Below are 18,296 nucleotides of genomic sequence, written 5' to 3'. Positions count from 1 at the left end.
ATGGATATTTCTCTAATTTTAGCCATTGGCTTTTCTATTTTTGTCATCGTTACCGTCGCGAAAACGGCCCGCATCGTGCCACAGCGCGAGCAATTCGTCATAGAACGCTTGGGCAAGTACTCACGCACTCTTGACGCTGGTTTCCATATTTTGATTCCGTTTTTGGATAAAGTTGCTTACAAGCACTCCATGAAAGAAATCGCCGTAGATGTCTCTCAGCAAACTTGCATTACGCGAGACAATATCCAGGTCGACATCGATGGCATCATTTATCTGCAGGTCGTCGACGCTCGGGCCGCCAGCTACGGCATTACCGATTACTACTTCGCTACCACACAATTGGCTCAGACTACGCTTCGATCCGAAATTGGTAAAATCGAGTTAGACAAAACCTTTGAAGAGCGTGATGTCATCAACGCCCGTGTGGTCGAAACGGTTGACAAGGCCGCTGAACCTTGGGGCATTAAAGTACTGCGCTACGAAGTCAAAGACATCATGCCGCCCGCGTCGGTCACAGATGCCCTGGAAAAACAGATGCGCGCCGAACGTGAGCGCCGCGCCGTCGTCGCCAAATCTGAGGGCGAACGCCAAGCGCAAATCAACGTCTCTGAGGGCGCCAAGCAAGAGATGATCAACTTATCAGAGGGTCAAAAGCTCAAGCAAATCAATGAAGCAGAGGGGAAAGCCAGCGAGATTCGTCTTATCGCTGAGGCAACCGCCCATGGCCTGAGAACGATCGCCGCTGCCATTAACGAAGAAGGTGGACTGGACGCGGTTAACCTGCGCGTTGCCGAGCAATACGTTAAAGAATTTGGGCAACTCGCTAAGACGAACAATACCCTCATCATTCCCTCTAACTTAGGTGATGTGGGCGGCATGGTAGCAACGGTGATGAAATCGATGGAAGCCGCTCGGGAATCGAGGGTGACAACAGAAAACTAATCACCACCCAGTGTAAGGCCTCGTGCGGGGCCTTACGTGTCACCCGAGCGCGATAGTCCGCACTGAGCTAAGGTCGCTCGCTCCGCATTACAGGTTATAGACTTTACGCACAGGCTCTGGCACCGCTGACACCACCAAACGCTGATTGCTCGCAGAACCCATCGCATCGAAGGGATAGCATGTTACGAGATACAATCCGCCCGGATTCATTTCAGGGTACAAAAACTCAGTCTCGTTCATTACGTTAATTTCCGTCACTCGGTACGCCAATAGCTCGTTGACTGTTCGCAACACCAGGGCGTCATCGACATTCACAGCCTTCAAAAATCGAAAGTGCGTATCTCGATGAGCCGAGATGATCTTCGCTCCGGTCACCGACGAATCAGCTGCCATGTTGAGTCCCGGTGCAAAGGCCAACACCGAGCCCGAATCACCAGCCAACACGATCTGCTCAATTTGCTGCGATGGCGCGATCAGTCGTGCCACCGGGTAGTGATCGGCCCATGGCCACGGCGGCGTGTATTGCTGAGTCTCGAGGGTTTTAGTCCAAGCACGCGATAACAAGAATTGAGCAAGCTCTGCCTTCGCGGGTAGCCATAAAGAGTGCAGTAAAAGAGCAAATCCCGTCACAATAATAGCCAACCCGAGTCGCCGACTACTCGAGCGTAACTTAAACTTTTGCATAGGCTACATCCCGTCTCGCAGCCCAAAGAAAACAACAGCCCACCAGCAACAACATCAATGCGTACATGACGTTTCTTTCGTAACCCAGCGCAGTTTGTGGCATCGACACCTTCAAACCATATGGCATCGGCGGAGCAATATCATCACGCCTCAGCGGTATGGTTACAGAGCGCACAGGCGTTTTGTCCACTGCCACCAAACTGGTGAAATCACTGACCAAATGGTGGTTCAAGGCCAAATCCAGCACAGCTTCTCTGACTTGCTCTTTGGGGACACCTCGAATACCCGCCCTGTTCCATTGTGCGATCATCTCTCGAGCCCAATTAATACGAATACCCGAGCTTGCCCCGACGGCTTTAATCGCCAGGTTTTGTGACCAAGCCGTATCAACCAGCCTGCCGCTGATGCGAACCTCGCTATCATTTTGAAGCAAGCGTAGAGCAACAGAGAGAGGCTCACCAAAGTATAAATCTGGTATTCGACTTGGCGTTAAATCAGTAAACCCCTCGCCTTCGATAGTAATATCAGTTAACGCCGGCCTAGAGAGTTTACCCAACAAGCGACCTATCTCGTCTTCGACATCGCTGACATTCGCAATATAAGAGAACGTGCCACGGCCAGCTCGTGCGGCCTCCTCCATAAAATATCGGTTAGGCGAGGACCCTATACCAACCGTGAACAAGCGCCTATCTTCAAGCTCGCGGTTAATTTTGGCTAGTAACTCGCTCTCATTCGATACGCTCCCGTCTGTGATGAAGATAATCTGACGTAGCTTTTGAGCATCGGTGGGCAGCGCCAGCGTCAAATCAAAAGCGGCTTCGATCTCGGTTCCACCGTCTGCCTCTAAGCTTCGAATAAAGCGAATAGCGTGGGCTAAGGCGTAATTTTCTGCAGGATACGGTTGTGCAAACAACGCTGAGGCCTCATGGTTGAATTCGACAATATTGAACGCATCCTCTGGGCGTAAGGACTTCAAGCTCTCGACCAGTGCGCGACGGGCAGCGACAATGGATTGCCCGGCCATTGAGCCCGAGGTATCGATCACAAAAACCACCTCGCGCGGTGGCGCCGCCCAATCCTGTTGTGACGGAGGCAAGACCGACAGCAAACCAAAACCGCCGAGTTCTGATGATTCACTGAAGAAACTGGCCTGCGGCAGACGACCTTCAGCCGGTCGCCACGATAATAGAAAATCTCTGTCCGCCGGCACTTCCGCATCTGCCAAACGAATTTCGGTGCGCCCTGGTTCAAGCTCTGACTGAACGATCGCATGCGATCGACTGCTCACTTGGGCAAGTTCAAAACCAGGATTTAGAACGACCGTAATGTTTGCGGTCTGCGTGGGATGGTCTTGGGCTGCTAAGTTCAATTGATGCGGGCGCTCGCCGGGCAAAATAAGCCAACCATCGACCAGCTCATCGACCTTAAAAACTTCATCGATTGGAATCTGAAACGGTGAATAGCGTGGCGTGATGGCCATCGGAAAATGCAGCCCAAATTTACCGTCTCGCCAATTTACCTTTTGCTGATACTCAATGGTCACCGTGATGTCGCCATGCGGGGGAATGTTAGCGACCGACGTGGTGAATAGATTGGGGCGGTCCTGTTCCACAAGTGTGGCACGCCTGCCCGCGGCTCGAGCGGCTTGATACGTCGCTTTTGCTTCCTGCTTCTCTTGTATTTCTCCCTCGATCACGCGCTCACCGACATTCATCACCAAGCGATCAACCGCAGCATCGGGTGGCAGAGGAAACACATAAACGCCCTCAGACCACTGCGAGCTTGGGTTACGGAAATGCTGCGTCAGAACCGTGCGTGCCACTGGCCCCGATACCGTAATATTGACATCTGAGCTGACTAGCGTGACGTCTACACCTGCTTGCTCTCCGGCCAGTCGTAAAGTACCTCGTGTGACTTCATTACTCGCTAGGGCTGCACTCACACCAGTCAAACAAAGGACGACAGTAAACAAAAAAAGGCGCCAACTGGCGCCTGGTGTTTGAGACTTTGACATGATGATCTCCCCCTATCGTTTCGATTAACGGTGTACAATCATGCTGGTTGACCCGCTCACCTCAATCGCCACGCGTCGATCAAAGGCGTGACCATCCATCGATACCGTTGGATCAACCGGGCTCCGCTCTCCGAACTCCCGGGTCTTGATTCGATTTAAATGAATACCGCCGTTGCGGAAGACCTGCTGCACTGCTGCGACTCGCTGAGCTGATAGCTGCTCGTTGAAGGCTTCATCACCGCGACGATCGGCGTAGCCCGATAATGTCACTTGCAAACTGGAGTCCTTTTTCAACAGCTCGACCATGTTCTCGAGCGACTGCTGATACAGGGGTTCCAGCTCGCTAGATCCAGTGCGAAACTGCACATTCATGGCAAGCTCTAGGCGGCTTCTTTCCATGCTGGCGGCCAATTGAGCATTTCGTTTCTCCAGCGCAATTCGGGAAGCTCGCTCGGCCGCTAAAGCGCTCTCGTTATCAGCCAACGAAGCCTGCAATTCAGCAATCGTTTTTTCCGTGGTGATGGAGTTACCCAATAAAATACCGCCCAAGGCACCAATCATGCCGCCAACCGGGCCGCCTATCGCTGCGCCCGCCACCAAACCGCTACCAAAACCGATATTCTCTGGTGAATTCAGTTTCTTCTCTGCAGCATCCGCTCCCGCAGATGCCATTGATGCTACGATTAAACCCATGACTATTTGCTTTTTCATTGTGTGCCTCCCAGTGGCGTTTTACTTTCAGATGTGCACAGTAAAGCGCACTAAAGCGGCAAAATTTGGCATCAAAAAAGGCAATCTGACGATCAATTGTGGCGAAATTATGGCTTTTACTGATCCAGGGCCGAAACCTGCTTTGGATGTTGTATAGTCGCCGTGACACAACACATGTTGCATAGGAAGTTTTCATGAGCCGCTCTATCGCCATCGTCGAAGATGAACCAGCGATCCGCGAGAATTACGCTGCGGTGTTACGCCGCCAAGGGTACCAAGTAGCGACCTACAAAAATCGACCTGACGCTATGCTGGGTTTTGAGCGAGCCCTACCTGACCTCGCTATCATCGATATTGGCTTAGAAGATGAAATCGATGGTGGTTTCGCGCTCTGCCAAAGTCTGAGACGCCTATCGTCGACTTTACCCATAATCTTTTTAACCGCACGAGACTCTGACTTAGACACAGTGTCAGGGTTGCGGATGGGCGCGGATGACTACCTGACAAAAGACATTAGCATTCCCCACATGACCGCGCGTATTGCGGCGCTGTTCCGCCGTCTAGAGGCCATTAAGCAACCCTCAGACGCTAGTCAAAAACATGTTTGTGGCAGTCTGGAGCTTGATATGGCGCGCATGCAGGTACGCTGGAAAGATCAAACGGTAGACCTTACCGTAACTGAACTCTGGATGGTTTACGCCTTAGCGCGCCATGCAGGCCACGTAAAAAATCGCCAGCAGCTCATGCGCGATGCCCAAGTCGTGGTCGATGACAGCACCATCACCTCGCACATTAAGCGTATCCGCAAAAAGTTTCAGCAACTTGATTCAACCTTCGACGCTATCGATACCGTCTATGGCATGGGCTATCGCTGGACGCAGGATCAGGTGTAAAGCCAGTGAATCGTTTATTTCGACCGGGCCTACGCACTAAGCTGCTGTTGATCTCTGGGTTCTTATTTACCATTCCGTGGATCGGTTACGAGTACATTTGGGAGATGGAAAAATACCTGCGCGCCGGGCAAGAAAAAACACTGCAAGGCACCGTAAGAGCGGTGGCCACAGCGCTGCACGAACGACCAAAGCTGTTCGACTTGCAGGCGAGTTACCGTAGTCTCGAGCGAGGTCGAGATCTGTATGCCTACCCCATTGTCGACCCCATTCGCTTGGATGGCGATTTGCGCGACTGGCGGTTGAAACAGCACGCGTTGGATTATGGTGCCAATAACATTTTGCTGCAAAGCGATACCTACCACCCCGGCACGCTCACCTTCAGGCACATGGTGGGCAAATACAGGGAGCATCTTTACGCCTATTTTGAGGTGAGCGATGAATCTATCACCTACCGACCGCAGAATAGCTTGAAGGTGGATCGCAACGACCACCTTCAAATTGCTTTCACGACGCCAGCGGGCGATTTCAGGCGCTACCTCATCAGCCCCTACCAGGCAGGCTGGCTTACGCCCTACGAAATCGCAACAGATGACAACTCCAGCACCACGCCGTTAAAACCGGAACCTCGAATTCAAGGCGCGCTGGCCGAAACTCCGCAAGGCTACAACGTCGAGCTTCGTATTCCTTTGAAGATGCTCAGCAGCAAACTCAGTTTTGCGATTACCGATTTTGACCGGCAAAGGAAAGAGCCAGCGGTTACCATTAGCACATCGGATATCTGGAACGAGGATAAGCTCGGCACCGTGCTCGTGCCCTCACCTGAAATTGAACAGATTATTAAAGGTCTAGGACACAGTGCCTCAAGAATTTGGGTGGTCGACCAACATCAGCGGGTGCTCGCAAAAGCTGGCGACATTAAAACAACCGATGGGGCCTGGAACACAGGGAATGACGACGTCACTGAGGACAGTGCATGGCGACGCTTCGAGCAGACATTTCTGCATCCCTTGTACTACCAATTTTTAACCAAACCACCAAAAGATTTTATCGATGAGCTCTATGACGCCGGTAATCTAGAAGGATTGCATATCGAAGAAGCGCTAGCCGGACGAGCAGGTTCTAGCTGGCGTCTGACGGCTGATAATAAGGCCGTAATTCTGGCAGCGGCCTACCCTATTTACATTAACCAACAGGTTATGGGGGCCGTAATCGCCGAAGAAACCACGAACGGTATTCGTACCTTGCGCAACCGCGCCCTAGAAAAGCTTTTTACCATGATGCTTGGGGTAATGCTGATTAGTACCGTTGGCATTTTCTTGTTCGCGTCACGCATTTCAGCCCGAATTCGAACACTGCGCGATCAGGCAGAGCTGGCCATCGATACGCGAGGTAGAATTCAGGCACCAATCGAGGCCTCGACCGCTCATGACGAAATTGGCGATTTATCCAGAAGCTACGCCGGCATGCTTCATCGCCTGACCCAATACCACCACTACTTGGAGAACATGTCGTCGCGCCTGTCGCATGAGCTGAGAACGCCTGTGGCCGTCGTAAAATCATCACTCGAAACCCTCGATATGGAGCAAGAGGGCATTGGGGATTCCGTTTATTTACAGCGGGCGCGTGAAGGTCTGGACCGCTTGTCGTCCATACTCACCAACATGAGTGAGGCGTCACGGTTAGAGGAAAGCTTACAGCAAACCGAGAACCAAGATTTTAACCTTGTAGCGCTACTCGAGGGTTGTATACAAGGGTACCGCTTAGCCTACCCCGGGCGAGAGATCCATCTAGTCTGCGCTCAAGCCAAAGTCCAACTGCATGGTGCCCCAGACCTCCTCGCCCAACTCTTGGACAAACTGATTAACAACGCCATGGAATTTGCGCCAGAAGGAACGCCCATAAGCGTGACCCTCGAAGTCCGCAATCAAACCGCTCATATTGAGGTAAAAAATCAGGGACCCGAGCTCCCAGACAACATGCAAGGCCGGCTCTTCGATTCCATGGTTTCGGTGCGCACAAATCCGGGGGCTAATCAGCAGCCTCACCTTGGACTGGGACTCTACATCGCTCGCTTGATCGCCGAGTTCCACAAGGGGCGCATTGAAATTGCCAACAGAGACGACACCAAAGGGGTTGTCGTGCGCGTCCTAATCCCGCTCAGTTAACCCGCTCGATGGTATTCACACCATCCACATAACGTCCGCGGTAGACGCCGTATGAGCGCTTAGCATGATCGCGATAAAACTGACGTGTCGCTTCTATGACCTCGGGATAGGCGTATTGATCCCATGGTGCCTCGGATTCATCACACAAACGAATCTCCAGCGCCTCATCCGTCGTCGCGACCTGAAAATCGTCGAGCTCACCGTAATACACGAGATACACTTCGCTGATGGCCGGTAAAGAACCCACCAGAAATAAGTTTAGCTTGGCTGGGTCGATCACCGCGCCCGTCTCTTCAAATAGCTCACGGGCGGCGGCCTGCTCGGGGGTTTCTCCATTTTCCATAAAACCCGAGGGTTGCGCCCAACAACCCTGCTTGGGTGGGGTTCCCCGCTTAATCCACAAGACTCGATCACCCACTGTTGCAATGCAGGCTACGATAATCTTTGGGTTGTCGTAATCAATGAAGCTACAGGCGTCACAGCACCAACGGGGCTTGTGATCCCCCGCAGGCACGCGCTCAGTGAGCAGGGTTCCACAGCGTCGGCAAAAAGGGCGGTCGGACATATGCGGTCTTCTCTTATCTGTTAACCCCATTTCAACGGATACGCGACCGAGCCGCAAGATTTGGATGGACTATGCCGAAGCCACGCACACAGTAGCACTTGCACTGGTGTCTTTTCACCTTGACCTTAGTGCCTAGATAACGTCCAATTTCAACATTAAAACGTTAAGGAAACGGCTATGACGCAAAAAACGTTGGGACAACGCGCCTTGTCCACCATCGAGCGCTGGGGCAACGCGCTACCCGACCCAGCCATGTTATTTGTCGGTTTACTCTTCGTGGTATGGGCTTTGTCAGCCATCTTCTCTTTGTTCGACTACGATTTGATCGATCCGCGAACGGGCACCTCGGTCGTCGTCCACAACCAATTATCAGCGGATGCACTTGCCACCTTCATGACGCAGCTGGTCAAAAATTTTGCGCACTTTCACCCCATCGGCGTGGTACTGGTTGCTATGCTTGGAATTGGCGTTGCTGAACATACTGGCTTTATCAATACGGGTTTAAAAGCGTTGCTTAGTGTTACCGCGCGCTGGCTGTTAACACCCATGATTATTCTGGTAGGGATTGTCAGCCATACCGCAGCCGATGCAGGGTATGTACTCGTTATTCCCTTGGGTGGCGTCATTTTTTATGCCGCAGGTCGTCACCCATTGGCGGGTATTGCCGCGGCTTTTGCCGGTGTATCGGGTGGCTTTTCTGCTAACTTTATCCCCTCTGCCATTGACCCCATGCTGCAGGGCATTACCCAAACAGGCGCGCAAATTCTCAATCCAGACATCGTGCTCAATCCTCTCAACAACTACTACTTCACCTCGCTCTCTTCGATCCTCATTATCCTGCTAGGTTGGTTTATTACCGATCGGATTGTAGAACCCCGACTGCAGGGCACCGCTCTGGACGCGAACCCGACGACATCAGATGTCAGCGAGAACTTGAATGCGCAAGAGCAAAAAGCACTGCGTTACGCGCTACTCAGCATGGGGGGAGCTGCGGCGGCGTTGGCTGCCAGCGCGATTCCCGAGACATCCGCTTGGCGAGGAGCAGGCGGTACGCTAACGGAATTTGGTGCGCCATTGATGGGCTCCATTGTTCCACTCATCTTTGTCCTGTTCTTACTGCCCGCTGTGGTTTACGGCGTAGTAGCCGGCACCGTCAAAAGCTCGAAAGATGTCATCGAAGGCATGACAAAGTCGATGCAAGATATGGGCTACTACCTAGTCATCATGTTCTTTATCGCCCAATTCATTTATAGCTTTTCGGCGTCTAACTTGGGGATCTTGTTAGCGCTAGAGGGTGCGGAATTACTCAAAGCATCGGGACTACCCGGATCGGTCACGGTCATTGGCATTGTCTTGTTGACTGCGCTTCTTAACTTATTTGTGGGATCAGCGTCGGCGAAGTGGGCACTATTAGCCCCCATCTTTGTACCCATGCTAATGCAGTTGGGCATTTCACCAGACCTGACTCAGGCCGCCTACCGAGTCGGTGACTCGACCTCCAACATCATTACCCCACTGATGCCCTACTTCCCTCTCGTCGTTGTTTACTGTCAGAAGTACGTTAAATCGACAGGAATAGGCACCTTGGTTGCGATGATGCTGCCCTACACCTTGGCCTTCCTTGTGGCATGGACAGCCTTCTTGTTATTGATGTGGGGGCTTGAAGTTCCGCTCGGTTTGCAGGCGAGCTACGAGTACTAATGCTGACTGGCCCCGTTTGCGGCGGGGCCATGTTACTAAGCCGCCTCAGCCGCTAAGCGCTCGGCTCTGCGCTTTTCCATTGCCGCGATATCGTCACCATACGCTCCTTCGGTGAGGATATCGGATAATTCGCCGTAATCGACTTCCAGCGTATTGTTCATGCCAATCACTTTTCGGGCCTCGTCAACACTTAAGTGCAGGATATCCTCGTACTTCATCATGAAGTAGGCGTCAGAAGAGCGACCTATCATCAGCCCGCGCTCAAGACGCTCCAGCAAAGCCGGTACGCACGCGGGATAATGCAAGGTGGCGCGGTTAATTTGGCCGGTGGTCAAAATTGAGTTGATTATGGTGAGCTTGCCCGCCAACCCCGAGCTTAAATGCTTGTGGGCGTTGGTCAATTTCATTGAGGTCGGCACCATCTCGTTTATGACATCAAAAGGCGCGCCGGCTAGGATATGCTCAAACACATCGTGGACCTGAGAGGCGCGAATTACCCAATACTCCATCTCATTTTCGGGTTGTTTGAAAGCAACAATATTGGGCTCAAAATCACGGTCGTGTAGATACTCATAATAAATTCGCCCTACCGTACCCGGTGCAAAGTCTCGAAAATCATCTCGCGACATGGTGGATAAAAAGCCTTCTGACATCCACGCATCAAAGGCTTTATTCTGCGCACGTTCCTGTGCAAATAGGGTGAAAAGCTCTTCGTAATCCTCGTTTTCAGACAGGGCTTGGAACAGAGCCGGCAAGGTATAGGTCGAGGGCAAATCGCGCCCGTTTTTACCCAGCATCCTGAGCGCGATGGCCTCCCGCAATCGTGGGTCATTCATGTAGCGCGAGGAACTCAACAATATTGAGCTGTTGGATGTCGGCGGTTTGGCGCCCTTCATCAAATAAGGCGTTTCTTTATTGGTCATTGTTGCTCTCCTGTTACGCGGCAGAGGGTGCCAACATTTGCCCCGGCGCGGCCCCTGTTGCCACACCGCCGGCAAAGGTCACCTCACCGTTAACCATAGTCACACGCACGGGCGCAGGATCGCGCGTAAAACGCCACGTTGTACCGCCGTTTTCGTCGGGTACATCAAAGGCCTTTTTCATGGGCCGACGCTCGATTTCATCCATGTTAAACACCGTAATGTCGGCACGCTTGCCGACCTGAAGCTTACCCAGATCGTGTAAGCCGAAGAAGTCCGCTAACTTACCCGTTTGTGCATGAACGGCTTCCTCGACGGTAATCCAGCCTTTCTCGCGGCAGTAGTACGTCAGCAACCGAATATTCTCGCCGCCACCACACAGCATTTGCCCATGGGCACCGGCATCGCTAATGTTGGGAACCGACCAAGGGTCTTTAATCAGTTCCACCACCATCTCCTCGTCTTGAGGGAATGGCGCCATGTGGACGGTTGAGTGCACCGAATTCAATATGAGCCAATCAGCCATCGCATCAGACGGATGTAAACCGCGATCATTGGCGTACTGCTCTAATGAAATGTCGACCGGACCCACGCCATTTTCAGAGTTAATTAACAGCAAGCTCTGCGGGTTAGCAAATGGCGAGTGCCTCCAAACCTTTTCATCCCAAGAAACACGAGCGCGAGCACGCCAATCTTCATCTTGAAGAATGCGCAACTTTTCCTCTTCGGTTTCGGCCAATACCACCTCATGCCAGACATAATCATTAGACTGCGCAAAGATCAGCGATTTTTTGATGCTAATGACACTGGTGGGCGGCACGTGAGCAAAACCCGCGCGAATATCACGCTTTTCAGCGGCCAGACGACGACGCAATGGCCCTACCTTCTCTTCGATATCTTTCTGGAACGTCAGAGTCGGGGCCATGCCTGCGACTTGCGCACGGATCCGCCTGTCGCCGATTAAGCGGTCAATACGCTCGACCGATTCTGCCGCTGTTTTACGCATAAAGGTGTCGACGATCACCTGCAGCGTCGCACCAGGGTATTTGGCTAATACATCAAACAAGGCCTCCCACTCTTCATCGGTTGCCAGCATGGTGGGCACCGGCCTGTCTTGGCCGTCATGATCCAATAAATTGGACGACATACCCAAAGCGCCAGCTGCCAACGCTTCATCGAGCATCGCGCACATTTTTTGAATTTCTTCCGGTGTTGCGGCCCGCTCCCAGGCCTCCAGCCCCATCACAACGAGACGAATAGCAAGGTGTCCAACGAACGCCGCGTAGTTTGCAGGAACTTTCACTTTGGAGGTCATCGACTCTTTGTATTCGGGCCAGGTGCGCCAATCCCAAGGCAGGTGATCTAGGAATGGCGCCACCGGAATATCTTCAAAGAACGAGAAAATATTGACCATTTCAAGGCGAACTGCCTCATCGTCTGAAACGGGCGCAGCGGTGAATCCACAATTACCCAATATCGTCGTGGTGACACCATAACCGGGCAATGGATCCAGATCAGGTTGCCACCACATGTTCGCGTCAAAGTGCGTGTGCGTTTCAATGAACCCAGGTGCCACGTAACAGCCGGCGGCGTCGATCACCTCATCACCAGCTTGCGCCGAGACGTCGACACCGATTGCAGCGATAACACCATCTTCAATTCGGACATTAGCGGTATAGGCCGGTGCGCCGGTGCCATCGACGACGGTGCCACCCTGTATGAACGTACTGGACATAGATCTTCCCTCTTGTATGCGCTTTATTGTGATAATTTGAGCGTTTTGTTATTTAGTTAACACCGTTAAGTTATAACTGGAGGGACAATTCGGTCAAGCCTGAGCGGCAAAATTTTATAGGTCATTTGGACATCAAAAGTGCGTCTCGTATTCGACACAATTTGCCTAGAGCCGCCGACGCTGTAAACTGCGCCTAGACAAACAAAGATCGCGAAGTATGCAGGCACAACAATCAAAACGGGGGCGCAGGCCAAATCTTTCTCGGGAAAAAATTATCGAGAAAACACTTAGCCTATTAAATTCTTCAAACCCCGAGAACTTCAGCGTCCGAAAACTCGCGCAAGAACTTGGCGTGACTCCCGCTGCCATTTACGTGTACTTTTCCGGCCAAGACGATCTACTGCGATATGCCGCAGAGGAGGTGGCTTCGCGCGTTGAGCTCGACAAAATACCCAGTGATGCCTCATGGCGGGACACATTAAAAGCCTGGGCTTTTGTTGTTAGAGCCAATCATCGAACCTTTCCACATGCGACCATGATGCTGAAAATGAGCCAGCATATCCCCACTGCTTGGTTTAGAGTCATCGAGCCAGTCTGGACCGTGTTCGAGAAATTGGGCATTGATGAACCGGTAAAAATCAACTTGGCGCAAAGCTACATTCGGGGTGTCGCTGGACTGGTGCTGATCGAGATAGAGCATGACGATTCAATCAACACCAAACCACCTATTGATTCCATGCGCGAAGCGGCAGATGAAAAACGGTCGCACCCAATAACATCAATGGATTTCGTCGAGAAAATTGGATCTAGCGACATTGATCAACTCTTTGAACAAAGCCTAAATTTGTTGCTTAACGGCATTGAGTTTCAACTCAGGAGGTAAGCGACGGCACACTCACATATGCAGCTCTGCACCACATCAGAACTCAGAATAAGGATAACGATATGCGTAGAATCGCCTTGCTGGTCTTAGCGTTGACGGTTGCCAATAGCACAGGAGCGCAATCACCCGACTCGAGTACGTCACTGATCATTGAGGAATGGACCGCATTCACCAGTGCTTTGCAGCAAGCAGGTACTCAAATCTTAGAGCAAAGCTCGACGCGCGACGATATCGACGCGGCAGAAGCCAACCTATATTTGGTTCAACAACTCAGTGCCGCTATCGCACAAGAGTTTGATGAGTATCGAATCGACACACCGCTCTTGCGTGTTGGTGCAACGACCATCCACAAATGGGGTTTGGACTCCTCTGAAGCGAAATATCAAGGCGCGGCTATCGAAAGCTCGGGCCTGTATCGCTTGAGCGGTACGCTAGGCTCTGCACAAATCACAAGCATTCAGTCGGTCATGTCTGCCGATACCTTTAAATCTTATGCCTCTATTGACCAAACCCAACTGCAAACCAACGCAAGCGGTGAATTCGAGCTCGTGATCGGCTTATCCAAACCAGAAGAGTGGCAAGGTCCATTCTTGCAATTACAACCCACCAGCAATCGGCTACTGATTCGCGAATATTTCGGTGATTGGCCCAACGAGGCTCCGTCTACCTTCTTACTTGAACGCCTAGATACTGCACACCCACCCCCACCCATGACGATGGAGAAGTCCGCAGAATTAATGCAGGCCATTGCCAAACGCTTTGAGCGTCGCGCGCCATTCTGGAATGGCTGGGTTCAAAATAGCCGCAGTCAACTCAAGAATCAGTTGCGCTTGTTAGTCGGTAACCAACAAGGCTTGAGCAATAACGCTTACGGGGATGGGTGGTTTGATATTGCCGATGACGAAGCCTTGCTCATTGAGTTAGAGCCGCCTAAAGCCCAAATGTGGAGCTTTCAATTAGGAAACTATTGGTGGGAGTCGATCGAATACATTACTGGGTTTGGCAGTATCAACAGCTTTCAGGCTCATACTGACAGCGATGGCATCATTCGTTTGGTGATTGCCAAGCAAGACCCCGGTATTCTGAATTGGCTGGATACCGGTGGTCATAATGAGGGGTCGGTAATGTATCGTTTTCAGAACACCACTTCATCACCTACGCCCACGGCGACCTTGGTCAAGCTAAACGAGCTGACAGCATTGCTGCCCGAGGACACAGCATTAGCAACAGCACAGGATAGAGAGCAAGCGCGCACAAAAAGGCGTCAACATATCCAGCGCCGCTGGGCGCCGTAGGGGCTAAACGCAAAAGAGCCCCTCGGGGCTCTTTGGAAATTGTCTGCCAGCGAAGTAAAGATTAGCCGACAAAAGCGCGCTCGATCACGTAATCGCCAATCGTACCTTGGTTGGGCGAAATCTGTAGTCCCATCTCATCAAGCATAGCCGACGTATCTTTCAACATTTCCATACTGCCACAAATCATGGCGCGATCGTGTGCCGGGTCAATGGGAGGCAGCCCCAATTCCTCGCACATTGTGCCTGAACGGGTTAGGTCGGTGATACGCCCACCGCGCTCGAAAGGTTCACGCGAGACAACGGGGTAATACAGAAGCTGTTTGCTGGTGTATTCACCCAGAAACTCGTGCTCCATTAGGTCCTTGGTAATGTATTCTCTGTAGGCCAAATCTGACACACGACGCACTCCGTGCAGCACAACCACGTGCTCGTAGCGTTCGTAGGCGGCAGGATCTCGAATAATTGACATAAATGGCGCCAAACCCGTGCCGGTCGAGAACAGAAATAGATTTCGCCCAGGGTTTAAGTCCGCCAGCAACAGCGAGCCGACTGGTTTTTTACCGAGCAAGATTTGATCGCCAGCTTTGATATTGCACAAATGAGACGTTAATGGGCCGTCGGGCACTTTGATGCTTAAAAACTCGAGGTGATCATCGTAACTCGCACTGGCAATCGAATAAGCACGGAGTATGGGTTTACCGTTAATCTCAAGACCGATCATAACGAATTGGCCCGTTTCAAACCGAAACTCGCGTGCGCGTTCGGTTTTAAAGCTAAATAACTTATCGTTCCAATGGGTAACTTCAGTGACGGTTACGGGTGAGGTTGCGGCCATTTGTCTGCCCTATCAGTCGGTGTATTGTTCGTGCGCGCGCACTATAGCTAAGTGATCAACAATTGACCACCCGTGACTAAGAATTAGTGGTGCTAACCTTATACTTTTTGAGTCATATCAGTGAGATAACCCCACGCGAGCAGACGATAATGCAAACCAGGCCTCAATTGTGAAATCACGCGAAAGCTCTGCAATGGTTGATAAGCGCGCAGCAGGAGTTACTATTTCAAGGCGATAAGCACCATCCCATACTAGAAAAGGTCTGCCAATGTGGTATCAAACAGAACTTAGATTACGACCTCGAATCCGCGGGTTCCACCTGATCACTCGAGATATAGAACAGGCACTTGAACCACTGCGGCAGATGCATATGGGTCTACTGCACGTCTTCATCAAGCACACATCAGCGTCACTCACCATTAACGAGAACGCCGACCCTACAGTACGAAGTGATTTCGAGCAGGTATTTGACCGGCTAGTGCCTGAGAACGCCCCCTACTACGAACATACGCTCGAGGGCAGCGATGACTTACCGGCTCACATCAAGTCGAGTTTATTAGGACCAGAACTCACCATCCCCATCCGCAACGGGCAATTAACTTTGGGCACATGGCAGGGTATTTATTTGTGCGAACACCGCGACCAGGGCGGTAGTCGAACATTGGTACTGACGCTTCAGGGTCAGACCCTGTAACATCAAGGCTCTACCGTTCGATACAAAGTCACGCGGTTAAATTCAATTGACTCGTCCAAATCAGGCACCGTATGACTGGCTTCAACACCCAAGACCCGCAAGCCCGGCAAAGGCATACCCTTTAGACGCGAGTCGGCGACTAAAACCTGTTTAAAAAAAGCGTTAAATTTGTCGAGCAAGGGCAAATTATTGCGGTCGTAAAAGACATCGGCTACCGTAATAATTGCCGAGGTCATGCTGGCATCAACAAGCAAATCAGACACATCGCCGCTGTACTCTAGATTCACCCCATTGCGTTCAGCATTTACTTCGCACGCGGCAAGCGCATTAGGATCTAGGTCGCAAGCGACAACCCGCCGAGCACCGGCTAGCGCTGCAGCAATAGCCACAATGCCGCAACCGGCACCAAAATCGATGACCGTTTGATCCTTTACGATTTCAGGATGTTCCAACACATACCGGGCTAACACCTGCCCGCTGGCCCAGCAAAAGCACCAGTAGGGCGGATTATCCATTAGCGCCTGCGCTACCTCATAAGGCAGCCCTTCGCGGGGGTAATCCTCGCTGATTAACAAAAGGGGTAAGTCGGGCGTTTGAGGTGGACATTGCCAGCTCAGGATCGCCCCAGGAATTCGAGATTGTAGATGTTGGCTAAGCAAATCGAGCATAGGTTAAGCAGCTTAGGAAAAGCCGCTACGCTAAACTAAACCGCTTACCGAGCCAAGTTAAAACAGCGTTCCCTGCTGACCCAATCACCTAGGCCGCGTTGCCTATGCGATTGGCTGCCATCCAACAGGCGTGAAACCCTTGTGGCACGCGGATGGGCATTTTGACCCGAGCAATGGGACCTTTGCTGATATCGCGCGCGTCGAATATCTGCAGTTGCTGCTCTTTGGTGAGATCATTCCAGACGAAAGTGACGACATAACCATGATCCTCGCTCTCGGGGTTGTCGGCAGGCGCAAACCAAGGCTCATTATACCAGGCGTGAATGGGGTCATCTGTCCAAGAACCCACGCATTCCCCAGTCGTCGTATTGAACTTGCGGATACCGGTCCAATGCAGCGTGTCGGGATCGTGGTCAACCAAATAGCCCCACTGGGTAAAACGCCCGGTACGACTGCTGTCGAAGGATGGAAACTCGACGTTGAGGTCAGGGTTTAAACATTTTTCTTTACCCTCACCCGTTGCCAAATTCATACGGTATTCCCACAGGCGCGCATCCATACGTAACTCGGCAATATTTTTTGCCGTGCGCGCTTCGTCAATGGCGCCGTCCTCGTTGATGACGGGCATGAACCGACAGGCCACCATCACAATCTCATCGCCTTCTTCCCACGAGTTCACTACGTGATACAAAAAGCACGGTGAAAACTCAAACCACTTAAGCTCTTCAGTTTTACCGTAACGCGGGATCACGCCAAAACGAGCCGGAGTGTCGGCATTGAAAAGTATTTTGTGGCGACCGGCTGCGTAAGCTTCTTCGCAATGCCAAACCGGTAAATCATGCAAGATAGAGTAATGTTCAGTTATCGCCATGTCGTGCGGTAAACGATTGCCTGGCAGGGGAATTTCAACGTGGTGCTTTAACTGCTTGTCTGGGCCTACCACGCCATAGGCCATGTGAGGCGCCTCATGAAAATAATCGAAGTAGAGCAATTCTTCGCTGACCTCATCGACTTTAGGGTGCGCTGAAAAGCCATAACCCGGTGCCGCCGTGTAAGGCGCAGGGCCCAAAGTCTCTAGGGTAATGGGGTCAACCAAATAGGGTTCGCCGGCCAAGTACCAAGTGGCAACCGCTACGCCTGCATGACCGATGACATCGGTGTTAGCGGTATCTTTCATCGGCTGAGTTTGTGATTCTTTCAGCGACGACATTATACCCCAGTACTCAGAGCCCCCAGATTGATCTTCCTTTTGCCAGCCCTCAGTACGAACCCACTTGTTGCGGATAGTAACTTTGCCATTATCAAAATGGGCGTTAAATAACATGCCATCGCCATCAAAAGGATGATGCATGGCTTTTGGCTCAAAGCGCTGATCGGGTCCATTACGCAGGTAGACGCCGTTCAAATCGGCAGGGATCTCACCTTCAACCTCAAGATTTTCAAGGACTTTTTCATCAAAAACCGGAGCGTATGCCCCCGTCAAATAGGGTCCATGATCAATCCCGAAGGGCGCCTCATCAAAACGCTTACCCATAGTAAACCTCACATACTCTAAGTTCGAACAGCAACCTTAACGCAAAACAGTTCAATT

General features: G+C 51.7%; 16 protein-coding genes. 7 read left to right on the top strand and 9 right to left on the bottom strand.

Annotated features, from left to right (window positions below):
* The gene (locus tag EYZ66_RS04055) at positions 1-942 is read left to right on the top strand and encodes an SPFH domain-containing protein (RefSeq protein WP_009574781.1); all 942 of its coding nucleotides are present in this window, start codon (positions 1-3) and stop codon (positions 940-942) included.
* A gap of 87 nt (positions 943-1,029) precedes the next feature.
* Here EYZ66_RS04055 and EYZ66_RS04050 read toward each other — a convergent pair whose 3' ends face one another.
* From EYZ66_RS04050 to pdsO, 3 genes are read right to left on the bottom strand one after another with little or no spacing between them, the layout of a single operon-like run.
* Positions 1,030-1,626 carry a class GN sortase gene (locus EYZ66_RS04050; protein ID WP_050793361.1) on the bottom strand — a complete coding sequence of 199 codons (597 nt, stop codon included), beginning with the start codon at positions 1,624-1,626 and terminating at the stop codon, positions 1,030-1,032.
* A complete protein-coding gene (locus tag EYZ66_RS04045; RefSeq protein WP_160195603.1) occupies positions 1,613-3,640 on the bottom strand; it encodes a marine proteobacterial sortase target protein in 2,028 nt (675 codons plus the stop codon). Before EYZ66_RS04045 ends, EYZ66_RS04050 begins: the two co-directional genes overlap by 14 nt.
* A gap of 24 nt (positions 3,641-3,664) precedes the next feature.
* Positions 3,665-4,351 (bottom strand): sortase-associated OmpA-like protein PdsO, encoded by a 687-nt coding sequence (gene pdsO / locus EYZ66_RS04040; protein WP_009574777.1) that lies wholly within the window; start codon positions 4,349-4,351, stop codon positions 3,665-3,667.
* 194 nt (positions 4,352-4,545) lie between these two features.
* On the opposite strand from pdsO, the gene pdsR reads away from it, so the two are divergent.
* Both pdsR and pdsS read left to right on the top strand, forming a co-directional pair.
* Positions 4,546-5,244: a proteobacterial dedicated sortase system response regulator gene (pdsR, locus tag EYZ66_RS04035; protein ID WP_009574775.1), complete on the top strand. Its 699-nt coding sequence runs from the start codon at positions 4,546-4,548 to the stop codon at positions 5,242-5,244.
* A gap of 5 nt (positions 5,245-5,249) precedes the next feature.
* A complete protein-coding gene (gene pdsS / locus EYZ66_RS04030; protein ID WP_009574774.1) occupies positions 5,250-7,409 on the top strand; it encodes a proteobacterial dedicated sortase system histidine kinase in 2,160 nt (719 codons plus the stop codon).
* Here pdsS and EYZ66_RS04025 read toward each other — a convergent pair.
* Positions 7,402-7,974, bottom strand: a complete 573-nt coding sequence (locus EYZ66_RS04025; RefSeq protein ID WP_009574773.1) for an NUDIX hydrolase — start codon at positions 7,972-7,974, stop codon at positions 7,402-7,404. The genes pdsS and EYZ66_RS04025 overlap by 8 nt on opposite strands.
* A gap of 177 nt (positions 7,975-8,151) precedes the next feature.
* Between EYZ66_RS04025 and EYZ66_RS04020 the strand changes: the two genes are divergently transcribed.
* Complete coding sequence (locus EYZ66_RS04020; RefSeq protein WP_009574772.1) at positions 8,152-9,675, top strand: AbgT family transporter; 1,524 nt, start codon at positions 8,152-8,154, stop codon at positions 9,673-9,675.
* A gap of 35 nt (positions 9,676-9,710) precedes the next feature.
* On the opposite strand, the gene EYZ66_RS04015 is transcribed toward EYZ66_RS04020, so the two are convergent.
* Positions 9,711-10,598 (bottom strand): Coq4 family protein, encoded by an 888-nt coding sequence (locus EYZ66_RS04015; RefSeq protein ID WP_009574771.1) that lies wholly within the window; start codon positions 10,596-10,598, stop codon positions 9,711-9,713.
* Between the two features lie 13 nt (positions 10,599-10,611).
* Positions 10,612-12,330, bottom strand: coding sequence for an N-acyl-D-amino-acid deacylase family protein (locus EYZ66_RS04010; RefSeq protein WP_009574770.1), 1,719 nt, complete (start codon positions 12,328-12,330; stop codon positions 10,612-10,614).
* Positions 12,331-12,547: 217 nt separating this feature from the next.
* Between EYZ66_RS04010 and EYZ66_RS04005 the strand changes: the two genes are divergently transcribed.
* Complete coding sequence (locus tag EYZ66_RS04005; protein ID WP_009574769.1) at positions 12,548-13,213, top strand: TetR/AcrR family transcriptional regulator; 666 nt, start codon at positions 12,548-12,550, stop codon at positions 13,211-13,213.
* Positions 13,214-13,275: 62 nt separating this feature from the next.
* On the top strand, positions 13,276-14,508 hold the full coding sequence (locus EYZ66_RS04000) for a DUF1214 domain-containing protein (RefSeq protein WP_009574768.1): 1,233 nt from the start codon (positions 13,276-13,278) through the stop codon (positions 14,506-14,508).
* 61 nt (positions 14,509-14,569) lie between these two features.
* Here EYZ66_RS04000 and EYZ66_RS03995 read toward each other — a convergent pair whose 3' ends face one another.
* Positions 14,570-15,343, bottom strand: a complete 774-nt coding sequence (locus tag EYZ66_RS03995; RefSeq protein ID WP_009574767.1) for a ferredoxin--NADP reductase — start codon at positions 15,341-15,343, stop codon at positions 14,570-14,572.
* Between the two features lie 268 nt (positions 15,344-15,611).
* Here EYZ66_RS03995 and EYZ66_RS03990 point away from each other — a divergent pair, with 268 nt between their 5' ends.
* Positions 15,612-16,037 (top strand): secondary thiamine-phosphate synthase enzyme YjbQ, encoded by a 426-nt coding sequence (locus tag EYZ66_RS03990; protein WP_040815960.1) that lies wholly within the window; start codon positions 15,612-15,614, stop codon positions 16,035-16,037.
* Between the two features lie 2 nt (positions 16,038-16,039).
* Here EYZ66_RS03990 and EYZ66_RS03985 read toward each other — a convergent pair whose 3' ends face one another.
* Positions 16,040-16,705: a class I SAM-dependent methyltransferase gene (locus tag EYZ66_RS03985; protein ID WP_040815958.1), complete on the bottom strand. Its 666-nt coding sequence runs from the start codon at positions 16,703-16,705 to the stop codon at positions 16,040-16,042.
* An 88-nt stretch (positions 16,706-16,793) separates the two neighbouring features.
* The gene (locus EYZ66_RS03980) at positions 16,794-18,239 is read right to left on the bottom strand and encodes a carotenoid oxygenase family protein (protein WP_009574764.1); all 1,446 of its coding nucleotides are present in this window, start codon (positions 18,237-18,239) and stop codon (positions 16,794-16,796) included.
* Between the last annotated feature and the right edge of the window lie 57 nt (positions 18,240-18,296).

The sequence above is a fragment of the Aequoribacter fuscus genome (genome assembly GCF_009910365.1).
Taxonomy (GTDB): domain Bacteria; phylum Pseudomonadota; class Gammaproteobacteria; order Pseudomonadales; family Halieaceae; genus Aequoribacter; species Aequoribacter fuscus.
This window is presented reverse-complemented; position numbering and strand designations above follow the sequence as displayed.

Excerpts from the sequence above, each read along its gene's own strand:
- EYZ66_RS04025 (WP_009574773.1), bottom strand. The coding sequence starts at position 7,974 with ATGTCCGACCGCCCTTTTTGCCGACGCTGTGGAACCCTGCTCACTGAG.
- EYZ66_RS03980 (WP_009574764.1), bottom strand. The coding sequence starts at position 18,239 with ATGGGTAAGCGTTTTGATGAGGCGCCCTTCGGGATTGATCATGGACCC.
- EYZ66_RS04055 (WP_009574781.1), top strand. The coding sequence starts at position 1 with ATGGATATTTCTCTAATTTTAGCCATTGGCTTTTCTATTTTTGTCATC.
- EYZ66_RS04005 (WP_009574769.1), top strand. The coding sequence starts at position 12,548 with ATGCAGGCACAACAATCAAAACGGGGGCGCAGGCCAAATCTTTCTCGG.
- EYZ66_RS03990 (WP_040815960.1), top strand. The coding sequence starts at position 15,612 with ATGTGGTATCAAACAGAACTTAGATTACGACCTCGAATCCGCGGGTTC.
- EYZ66_RS03985 (WP_040815958.1), bottom strand. The coding sequence starts at position 16,705 with ATGCTCGATTTGCTTAGCCAACATCTACAATCTCGAATTCCTGGGGCG.
- EYZ66_RS04010 (WP_009574770.1), bottom strand. The coding sequence starts at position 12,330 with ATGTCCAGTACGTTCATACAGGGTGGCACCGTCGTCGATGGCACCGGC.
- pdsR (WP_009574775.1), top strand. The coding sequence starts at position 4,546 with ATGAGCCGCTCTATCGCCATCGTCGAAGATGAACCAGCGATCCGCGAG.
- EYZ66_RS04050 (WP_050793361.1), bottom strand. The coding sequence starts at position 1,626 with ATGCAAAAGTTTAAGTTACGCTCGAGTAGTCGGCGACTCGGGTTGGCT.
- EYZ66_RS04000 (WP_009574768.1), top strand. The coding sequence starts at position 13,276 with ATGCGTAGAATCGCCTTGCTGGTCTTAGCGTTGACGGTTGCCAATAGC.
- EYZ66_RS03995 (WP_009574767.1), bottom strand. The coding sequence starts at position 15,343 with ATGGCCGCAACCTCACCCGTAACCGTCACTGAAGTTACCCATTGGAAC.
- EYZ66_RS04045 (WP_160195603.1), bottom strand. The coding sequence starts at position 3,640 with ATGTCAAAGTCTCAAACACCAGGCGCCAGTTGGCGCCTTTTTTTGTTT.
- EYZ66_RS04015 (WP_009574771.1), bottom strand. The coding sequence starts at position 10,598 with ATGACCAATAAAGAAACGCCTTATTTGATGAAGGGCGCCAAACCGCCG.
- pdsO (WP_009574777.1), bottom strand. The coding sequence starts at position 4,351 with ATGAAAAAGCAAATAGTCATGGGTTTAATCGTAGCATCAATGGCATCT.
- EYZ66_RS04020 (WP_009574772.1), top strand. The coding sequence starts at position 8,152 with ATGACGCAAAAAACGTTGGGACAACGCGCCTTGTCCACCATCGAGCGC.